Raw genomic sequence first — 9,307 nt, 5'->3', positions numbered from 1 at the left:
CGAAGTCACTGATTCAGGTAACATACCAACTTACATAGAAGTGCCCTGAATTCAAATTTTCAGTCAAAACTGGCACACCTTTCGCAACACCTCCCCCAAACCCCGGCAAACCGTCAAAAAACTGCAGACCTTTGCCGCTTCGGATATTGGCTGGTAACGAGGTGTTCCATGCAAGTACAACATCATAACGCGCATCTTTCCCGCTCCGTTCAGGCTCAGGTCGCGCGCCTGGTGCTCCAGGCAAACCTGGCGTACGGCGAGTCCAACAGCAACGGGCTTTCCTACATTCAGCGGCTGAAGGCGCGGAATGAGTGCCGGGAATACCTGAATCAGGCGCTGGCGCTGGAGGCCGATCACGCAGCGGCCCTTGGTCTGCTCGGGCGAGTGGAGATGGACGACGGCCAGCTTGAAAAGGCCCATGCCCTGTTCAATGCCAGTCTCAATCGGCAACCGGCGCAGGCCCAACAATACTGCAACCTGGGCTACTGGGCACTGAAGAGCGAGCGCCCCGCCCTGGCGGAGGAGTATTTCCTGCAGGCACTGGAATGCGACCGGCAATCTGCCGCCGCTTTCTGCGGCGTTGCTCATGCCAAACGGCTGCAAGGCCAGTTTGATGTTGCCTATCTGCACTACCGCAAGTTACTCCAAAGCGGATCGGAATGGGACTCTGTCTATTCCGGCATGCTTACCTGTGCCCAGCACCTTCAGGTTCACAAAGCCGACAGTGATCTGGCGCTGGACGCCATTGCCCTGCTTCGGCAGGAAGGTCTGCCACACCAGGAAATCGGCCACTTTGTCGGCGCAATCATCCAGCAGCAATACGACCTGGATAACCCTAACGCCGAAATCTTCCTGGATGCCGCAGCAGAAGATGAATTGCTAATCCTGGCGCTCCAGAAAACCCTGATGCCCAATGCCGCCGTGGAAGAACTGGTGGTGCTGCTGCGCCGCGCCATCATGGCAGAGGTCGCTCAAACGGCCAGCCTGAGGGACGAACTGCAGCCCCTCTGCCTGGCCATCGCCGAATACGCCGACCGCACCGGCTTCGCTTTGGCCGCGGAAGACGATGAAGAACGCCTGGCGGCCACCATCAATGAAAGCATCATGGCGCAATTTGCAGTGGGCGAACCTCAAGAGGCCCTGATTGGCTCGCTGATGATCAGTGCCATGTATGGCGCACTCTTCCACCAGAACTTTGCAGTACAACTTGGCCAATGGAACCTGGTGGACTGGCCCCTGGCCATGCAACCCATGATGGCAGCCAGCTACTACAGCCGGGCGGAAGAAGAGGCCATCAAGCAGAATTTTGACGAAAAAGCCGAGGAACTCTGCCTGGAGAAAACCGATGTGCCCCAGGCATGGCCGGCGTGGAGTCAGCTGGCCTATCGCACGGAGACCAGCCTGAAAGCCGTGGTGGCGCAGGAACTCGGCCTGAACACCGACAATCTCCCCGCCACGCTGCGGATTATGGTGTGCGGCGCTCAGTCTGGCCAGCGAGCCATGGAACTGGCGCAATACCTGAACGATGTGGAAGTGATTGCAGTTGATGAATCCCTGGCCAATATCGCCAAAGGCACCCGCATGGCCCAGAGCCTGAACATGGACAACATCGTGTTCTGGCCCTGGTCCATCGCCCAGCGTTTTGTGGCCGATGGTCACCAGGTCCACTGGGTGGAAGTGGGCCGTGTGCCCTCACCGGCCATGACCGCGCTTTCTCTGGCCGCGCTGATCAATACTGCCTCGAACACCGGTGCCATTGTGCACATGCACACGGCGCTGGCCGAGCAAACCCAGGGCGACAAACAGATTCGACGCCTGATCGCAGAACACAACCTCCAACCCACTCGCACCGCCTTGCGGCAGCTTCGCAGGATGGTGCTGGCCAACCGGCAAGATACCCTCTGGACAGAGCTGCTGAAGGACGAGGACTTCTACAGCCTGGGCGGCTGCCGCGATCGATGGTTCCGGCCGCAGGATGCCAACCAGCTCAAAGAACTGCTGGCCCTGGTGAGCAATGAAGTTGAGTGGAAGCTGATTAAAGCCCGGGATGAAGATGGCCACAGCCTGGCCACCGGCCCGGTACAGCGACAGATCCAGGCGGAAGCCCTGGGTAGTGAAGTTCAAAGCCTGATGGGGCAGAACCTGAGCGTGTATTTCCAGCGGAGGCGGTAATACGGTAGTGAGTTCAGCCCGAAAATGCTAAACTAAACAAGCTTAGCTAATCGATCGGAGAGCACAATGGAATCTGTCAACATGCACGAAGCAAAAACGCGTTTATCACAACTGGTTGCCCGTGCTGCCAAAGGTGAGGCTTTTATCATCGCTAAAGCAGGGAAACCCGTTGCCCGTGTTTCCGCTTACGATTCACCGGAAGATAGCCAGCAGAAACGGATTGGCTTTATGGCTGGGGAATTTACTGTGCCGGATGACTTTGACCGGATGGGGCAGGAAGACATAACCGAAATGTTCGGCGGCTGACGTGAACCTGCTTCTGGACACTCACCTTCTGCTATGGACGGCAGCGGAGCCCTCAAAGCTATCCCCGCAGGCAAAAGCACTGATCAGCAACAAAGAACATCGCTTGTATTTCAGTGCTGCCAGCCTTTGGGAAGTCGTCATCAAAAACGGCTTGGGCCGACCGGATTTTCGTGTTGACCCGCACTTACTGAGGCGGGGACTTGTAGATAACGGCTATCTTGAATTACCAATCACCTCGCTACACACACTGGCGGTAGGCCACCTTCCTGATATTCACAAGGATCCCTTCGACCGAATTCTGGTTGCCCAGGCCGAGACCGAGGGGTTCTTGCTGATAACCTCAGATGAACAGGTTGCTCGGTACCCCGGCCCTGTTCGTATGGTCTAACCCCAAATTCGTTTGAGCACACAGTGGGTTTCCGGTAGCTTTCCCTTTTTTGAATCTACCGGTGCCCGCTCTCAGCCATGCAAGTCTCGCAAGCAAACCTGAACCTCAACTTTGACGCCAACAGCCTGCAACGAGGCAAGCGCTATTTCAGCCAGGGCCGGGTACAAAACCTGGTTCGTGAAACCGAAGGCATGAGCATACAGGTGCTGCGAGCGGAGGTTTCTGGCAGCCAGCGCCAGCTCTATATCACCGAGGTTCGGTTCGACCGCTACCTGCCCGGAAAAATAAACACCTTCTGCAGTTGCCCGGTGGGGTTCCGGTGTAAGCATGCGGCGGCCGTTATACTTCAGGCCAATTACGAAGCAGGCCTGAGCGCTGAAAAATACGAACCGGAAGCCGATACACGATACAAATACCCGACAGCGGAAACATGGCTGGAACAGGCGGCCTCAGTTTTCAGTTCGATCGACACCGCTTCCAACCCTGAGTGTCTGGCGTATCTGCTCCACGTAGAGCCGCACCGCAGCCAGCAGAGCCTGTCAGTGAACAAGGTTCGGCGTCGTAAATCGGGAGAATATTCCAGTGGCTCCAAAACCACCGTGTGGAGCCGTACCAACCTTGAATACGATCGCCCGAAATACCTGCGAGAGAGCGATATAGCACCGCTCACATGGTTAAACGCCCTGCCCACAGCATTTCGTGTTGCACCGGTTCTGGAGGGGACCACGGGCGCCTATTTTATTGAATCGGCGCTGAAAACCAGCCGCTTCTTTCTGGAATCCACTCAAAACCCGCCGCTTCAACTCGGAGAGACTCTAGAATCCGGCTTTGAGTGGGTGCAGTTGCCAGATAAACAACATTGGCAACTGGTCAGCAAGGCGCTCCCGTCACACATCCGGCTGTTGAACACCTCGCCCGCCTACTATCTGGACGAAAAAGAGCTCCTGATCGGGCGGGTGGAGAACTCGCTGGATGCCCGCACTACAGCGCTTCTGCAACAGTGCCCTCCCTTGGCGGAAAGCCAGCTTCAGCAGGCTTTGCCAGATCTTGCGCCCATACTGGAAAAAGCCGGCGCCGTTCTGCCTGAATCTTTCCAGGTGCCCTCCATGGTGCAGGCAGCACCCCAGCCGATACTGCAGCTGTACAGCCTTCAGCATCCCGCCCCCGGGGCACTGCCACTGCTAATGGCGAGGTTAATGTTCAGCTATGAAGGCCACCGGGTAGCGTTCTCGGAACAGGAACCCCGGGTTCTGGTTGATGGCAACAATGGACCGTTGCTGGTCATTCGGGATGAGGATGCGGAAATCGAATGGCTACATCGTGATTTGCCCGATTTCAAAATGGCGGGAACAATGACCGATCATCTCGAAGCAGACATGGTTAATGCGCTACCGTATGGCAGTTTTCTCGATTTCACCTTGCCAACCCGTAACCAGTGGCTGGATTTCATTGCCTTCGATTTACCGCGACTGGATGCAGGCGGCTGGCAAATTGAAATGGACGAGAGTTTTGATGTACCGGTTATTGAAATAGACCAGCTGCACGGCAGCCTGAAGCCGGATGAAGAATCGCCAGGCTGGTTTGATGTTGAAGTGGGTATTGACTACAACGGCACACAGATTGACCTGATTCCGCTACTACAACAGGCCCTGGTTTATCTCGACCTCAACAATGACAGTGACGATGCCTTGCCTGAAACCCTTTGGCTCCACAACGGCGACGCCCTCATCCGGGTTGTTTCAGACCGCATCCGACCATTGGCCCGAACCCTGTTGAGCCTGTTAGGGAAAGAACGTGGCGGCAAACTAAGGCTGCCGAAACTGGATGCAGCACAGGTAATGGGTGATCTGGCGGCAGACTGGCAAAGCAACGCAGAATTGCGCAACCTCAGCGAAAAACTCACGTCTTTTCAGGCACTGAACCATGTGCCAGTTCCCTCAGAGGTTCGGGCAGACCTGCGCCACTACCAGCAAGATGGCCTGAACTGGCTGATGTTCCTGCGAGAATTCGGGCTCGGTGGCGTTCTTGCCGACGATATGGGCCTGGGCAAGACCCTGCAAACCCTAGCCTGCATTCAGGCCGAAAAAACCGCAGGTCGGCTTACCGCGCCTGCTCTGGTGGTATGCCCGACCACGCTTATTGCCAACTGGGAGGCAGAAGCCGAGAAATTCACCCCGGGACTGAAACGCCTGGTGATCCATGGCCAACGTCGTAAACCATTCTTCGACATAGTAGCGGAGGCCGATCTGGTGATCACCAGCTACCCTCTCCTGCACCGGGATCTGGAACAGCACCAGAACCAGTCATACAGCCTGGCTTTTTTCGACGAGGCCCAACACCTGAAAAACCCGGCAGCCGTGACGTCCAAAGCGGCTCGCCGCCTGCCAGCCGAAAACCGCATCGCACTTACCGGCACACCAATGGAAAACCACCTCGGGGAGCTATGGGCCCTGTTTGATCTTATTCTGCCGGGCTACCTGGCAGACCAGAAAATCTTCCGCGAACACTACCGAAAACCTATTGAAGAACAGGGCAATCAGAGCCGTTATGCGGAGCTGAGCCGCCGGGTGCGACCATTTATGCTGAGGCGCACGAAAGATCAGGTAACCCCCGAATTGCCGGAAAAAACCGAGATCGTGCGTCACGTTGAGCTGAATCGCCAGCAGAAAGATCTGTATGAGACCATCCGCGCCACCATGGATAAGCGCATTCGCAAATTGCTTGCCGAAAAGGGCGCAGCAAGAAGCCAGATAGAAATACTGGATGCGCTCCTGAAACTCAGGCAAATCTGCTGCCATCCCGCTCTGCTTAACCCGGAAGAAACCGCCGGTTCGGCCAAACTCGACGCTTTAATGGAGATGTTGGAACAACTGCTGGATGAAGGACGCAAGGTCATCATCTTCTCTCAGTTCACCAGCATGCTGGCACTGATCGAAACCACTTTGAAGGCGGCAGGCATAGGCTATGAAAAACTCACCGGCCAAACCAGAGACCGCGCCACACCGGTTAAACGGTTTCAGAATGGCGAGAGCCCGGTCTTCCTAATCAGCCTGAAAGCCGGTGGTACCGGCCTGAACCTGACCGCCGCGGACTGCGTTATTCACTATGATCCGTGGTGGAATCCCGCAGCCGAACAACAAGCCACAGACCGCGCCTGGCGCATCGGGCAGGACAAACCTGTCTTCGTGTACCGTCTGATTACCGAAGGCACGGTAGAAGAGCGAATTCAGGCACTACAGGCAAGGAAGAGCCAGCTTGCAGACGGTCTGTACGGCAAAGCTGATGCCTTCAGCTCGGCCATTACCGCCGACGATATTTCCGTCCTATTCGAGAAATAAAAGGGGTCAGCCCCCCCGAACATTCGCCAACGCCAAATGTCTTTAGGTCTGACCCCACTTACATATAGGGAATCAGGGATTCGCCATAGAGATGTAAGTCCTCCAGTATCTGCTGCTTCTTGGGCGTCAGCTCCGTATCAGCCGCCAATCGCTGTAGCTCCTGACCATAGGCCTCCAGTGAGCGCCACCCCTTTTTCGGCTGCATCAACCGTTCGGTACGAAACTGCTCCCAGCGCTCCATTTCCTCGCCAATCAGGGTATCCGGATAGTTGCGGGCACGGTAACGGAACAGCATCTCTGGCAGGCGCGCGTCTTCAAACCTCACTTCCTGCTCGGCCAGGGTATCCACGGGTTGGGTCAGCAACCAGTTGAGTTTCTCCCGGTCGGCTTTGCTGATAAAACCGCCAGCGTAAAGTTGCTCGTCGGGATCAGTCAGGTGGCTGCCCTGAAAATCCTGTTCGAATGCCTGGGCAATACGAGCAGGAAGATCCGGGGCTTTGCGCAATTTGGCCAGATTTGCCCGAAGCACATCACCATCTAACTCCAGCTCGGCCAACCGCTCCTGTGACAGCGTGGAGAGCATGATCGCCGGCGCCAGCACAGGGCACTTGTTCAATTGCACGCCTTTCAGTGGAAAACGGCTAACGCCCTCCCCCAGTTCCGCCTGAGACGTAAATACCCGTTCACGGATTTCCTCTACCGAGGCGTTGATCAGCGCCTCCGGGTCTTCCCGGAGATCGTAAACGATCACCTGGTTCTTGTTGCTCAGGCTCTCTGCCAACGGTGCCACCAGCGCACAACAGCCTCTTGTAGCTGGATATTTGGCAGAAATATGAAACACCGGCTTCATAGCGGCGGTATCCAGCATTTGCCTCGCGGAATGTTTGTCTTTGTTGTTCAGAACGAAATCGAACAGCTTGGGCTGTTTTTCCTTGATCAGCTTTGCCACGGCAATGGTGGCCAACACATCCGACATGGCATCGTGGGCAGCCTCATGAGCAATGCCATTGGCTACTGTCAGCTCTTCCAGCCGGAAACTCGGGCTGCCATCTTCTTTCCGGGGCCAGTTGATACCTTCGGGCCGCAAAGCATAAGTCAGCCGCACCATATCAATAATGTCCCAGCGGGAATTGCCGTTCTGCCATTCCCGGGCATAGGGATCCCGGAGATTACGGTAAAGCGTATGGCGGGTGACTTCATCATCAAAACGCAGGCTGTTATAGCCTACGGCGCAGGTGCCAGGCTGACTGAAAGCCGCGTTAATCTGGGCGATAAACTCCGCTTCCGGAAATCCGTCCTCCAGCGCTTTCTGAGGAGTAATACCGGTAATCAGGCAGGCTTCAGGAGAAGGCAGGTAATCGTCGGCTGGCTTGCAATAGATCACCAGCGGGTCTTCGATGATATTCAGATCCGCATCGGTGCGCACACCCGCAAACTGGGAGGGCCGGTCATGAACCGGGTCTACGCCAAAGGTTTCGTAATCGTGCCAGTAGAAAGAGCGGATCAAAGGAAGACTCCTGCAACCGAAGTAAAGTCAGACGCAGGAGTTTAACAAACTTACGCGGCACTTTGCCGAGCATTACCCGTCAACATCGCCTCGATGCTCAGGTGATAGTCCAACGCCTCCCACTCAATGCCCGTACCATCGCAGATGAAATGATACTGACGCACCTCCGCAATAGAGGCTGCCTCCAACTCAGGGTACCAATGCACAGGCGTGGAGATTACGCGGCCGTCTTCCAACTCCACGTGCAAGTGACGGTCGTCAATATGAACGGATTTACCCTTGAAACCAGGCATTCCACCTCTCCAGAAAATCAGATTGATGACGCTCAACGATCTTAAGGCACTCCCTCAATTCCTGATTCTTGAGGGTGCTGTATTTTACCGCGAAAGTCGACAACTCAATCTTAGCCCATCGTTCACCTCGGAGCACATGAACATGGGCGGGCGGATGGTCATTGGCGTAGAAAAAGAACTTGAAACCATTGAGCAGCAGTAGTGTCGGCATCCTTGCCTTTCGACCCTTCTATGCTTTGCTAGCCACCACAATTAGAACAGTTTGGTACCCATATCCGACTGATGGGTACGCAGGCGGTCGATGCCGTCCGGGCCAACCAGCTGGCTCAGATCCACGGTCATGTTGGTAGGCAGGTTAATAAACACCCCCTTACCCACACCGATGGTGTTGGCACCGTCCAGCGTTTGCCAGGCTACACCGTCATCGCGCTGAAAGCCGATGAAAAACGCATCCGTGAATCCGATGGTGCCATCCGTACTGCCGTTATCCTCGCCTACGGTCAATGACTGTAGATGAGTGAGCGGTGCGCAGTTGGTTCCGGAAACACAGGAGTTCGGGTCAATACCAATGTGAGAGGCTCGGTAGTTGGTGGCTGCTCCACCATCGCCATCAAACAGATAGGTATCGTAAACGGCGCCCGTTGCGTCCTGCACCTTCAGGCCGATATCACCGCTGAAGCTGGTGGTATGGGACGACACCGAACCCCTCGCTTGCTGGAACCCCATCCGGAATCCTGCGAGACCCGCGGCATCTTCCGCCAGTTCGATGTAGGGCATACGCGCTTCAAAGGGAATATCGTCCCCGGCGTTGTAGGTCTTGCCATTGAAGACCTCGCCGTCGTTACGGGCGATGTGACCAAGGGCCAGGTGGGTGGCAGAGAAATCCGTGCCGCCATTGATCTGGCCGGCCTGAATATCGTCAATATTCACGCGGGTCTCCACATCCATGGTCAGCGTCATACGCGTGAACTCATGGTTCTGGCCGGGAATATTTTCAATCTGCATAAAGGCCTGCCCGGTTACCTCGCCCATCGCATTATCTGAAATGGGCTCCAGTTCTGCCTGGGAAACGGGCGAAATACCCAGGCAGAGCATGGCAAGGGCAGCGCATCCGTACGCTTGCTTTGTCATAGATTGTGTCTCTGATTGTTTTAGTGAGTCAGTTTCGACACCCGACTCCATGCCTGCCCGCTGGTTTTATTATTTCGGTGCTGGCATGCGGCCCGTTATTCTTTGTAACAAACTGTTTCTTTTTGACCGCAACACGACTATATCCGACCGAGGTGCATATTCCGGCCCATCG

8 protein-coding genes are annotated in these 9,307 nt (G+C 55.7%); 4 read left to right on the top strand and 4 right to left on the bottom strand.

The genetic code is table 11. The features are described from left to right. Positions 1-168 precede the first annotated feature (168 nt). From Q669_RS13830 to Q669_RS13815, 4 genes are all read left to right on the top strand, one after another. Positions 169-2,172: a hypothetical protein gene (locus Q669_RS13830; RefSeq protein ID WP_022992726.1), complete on the top strand. Its 2,004-nt coding sequence runs from the start codon at positions 169-171 to the stop codon at positions 2,170-2,172. A 66-nt stretch (positions 2,173-2,238) separates the two neighbouring features. Beyond that, positions 2,239-2,478 (top strand): type II toxin-antitoxin system Phd/YefM family antitoxin, encoded by a 240-nt coding sequence (locus tag Q669_RS13825; protein ID WP_022992725.1) that lies wholly within the window; start codon positions 2,239-2,241, stop codon positions 2,476-2,478. 1 nt (position 2,479) lies between these two features. Continuing rightward, positions 2,480-2,866 carry a type II toxin-antitoxin system VapC family toxin gene (locus Q669_RS13820; RefSeq protein WP_022992724.1) on the top strand — a complete coding sequence of 129 codons (387 nt, stop codon included), beginning with the start codon at positions 2,480-2,482 and terminating at the stop codon, positions 2,864-2,866. Positions 2,867-2,943: 77 nt separating this feature from the next. Further along, complete coding sequence (locus tag Q669_RS13815) at positions 2,944-6,204, top strand: DEAD/DEAH box helicase (RefSeq protein ID WP_022992723.1); 3,261 nt, start codon at positions 2,944-2,946, stop codon at positions 6,202-6,204. Between the two features lie 58 nt (positions 6,205-6,262). Here the strand turns inward: Q669_RS13815 and sbcB are convergent, their stop codons facing one another. Genes sbcB through Q669_RS13800 form a run of 4 tightly spaced genes read right to left on the bottom strand, consistent with a single transcriptional unit; the run spans position 6,263 to position 9,135 of the window. After that, positions 6,263-7,711, bottom strand: a complete 1,449-nt coding sequence (sbcB, locus tag Q669_RS13810; protein ID WP_022992722.1) for an exodeoxyribonuclease I — start codon at positions 7,709-7,711, stop codon at positions 6,263-6,265. 50 nt (positions 7,712-7,761) lie between these two features. After that, on the bottom strand, positions 7,762-8,004 hold the full coding sequence (locus Q669_RS13805; protein WP_011786049.1) for a DUF2442 domain-containing protein: 243 nt from the start codon (positions 8,002-8,004) through the stop codon (positions 7,762-7,764). Then, positions 7,985-8,215, bottom strand: coding sequence for a DUF4160 domain-containing protein (locus Q669_RS20140; RefSeq protein ID WP_011786050.1), 231 nt, complete (start codon positions 8,213-8,215; stop codon positions 7,985-7,987). The genes Q669_RS13805 and Q669_RS20140 overlap by 20 nt, the downstream gene beginning before the upstream one ends. A 41-nt stretch (positions 8,216-8,256) precedes the next feature. Further along, positions 8,257-9,135: a DUF6160 family protein gene (locus tag Q669_RS13800; protein WP_036149777.1), complete on the bottom strand. Its 879-nt coding sequence runs from the start codon at positions 9,133-9,135 to the stop codon at positions 8,257-8,259. Between the last annotated feature and the right edge of the window lie 172 nt (positions 9,136-9,307).

This window comes from Marinobacter sp. C1S70, assembly GCF_000475355.1.
Lineage (GTDB): Bacteria > Pseudomonadota > Gammaproteobacteria > Pseudomonadales > Oleiphilaceae > Marinobacter > Marinobacter nauticus.
The sequence above is the reverse complement of the archived record's forward strand: the minus strand, read 5'-3'. Positions and strand labels throughout refer to the sequence as shown.

Bases quoted from the DNA above. Each gene is read 5' to 3' on its own strand.
- Q669_RS20140 (WP_011786050.1), bottom strand. From the start codon at position 8,215: ATGCCGACACTACTGCTGCTCAATGGTTTCAAGTTCTTTTTCTACGCC.
- Q669_RS13825 (WP_022992725.1), top strand. From the start codon at position 2,239: ATGGAATCTGTCAACATGCACGAAGCAAAAACGCGTTTATCACAACTG.
- Q669_RS13800 (WP_036149777.1), bottom strand. From the start codon at position 9,135: ATGACAAAGCAAGCGTACGGATGCGCTGCCCTTGCCATGCTCTGCCTG.
- Q669_RS13815 (WP_022992723.1), top strand. From the start codon at position 2,944: ATGCAAGTCTCGCAAGCAAACCTGAACCTCAACTTTGACGCCAACAGC.
- Q669_RS13830 (WP_022992726.1), top strand. From the start codon at position 169: ATGCAAGTACAACATCATAACGCGCATCTTTCCCGCTCCGTTCAGGCT.
- Q669_RS13805 (WP_011786049.1), bottom strand. From the start codon at position 8,004: ATGCCTGGTTTCAAGGGTAAATCCGTTCATATTGACGACCGTCACTTG.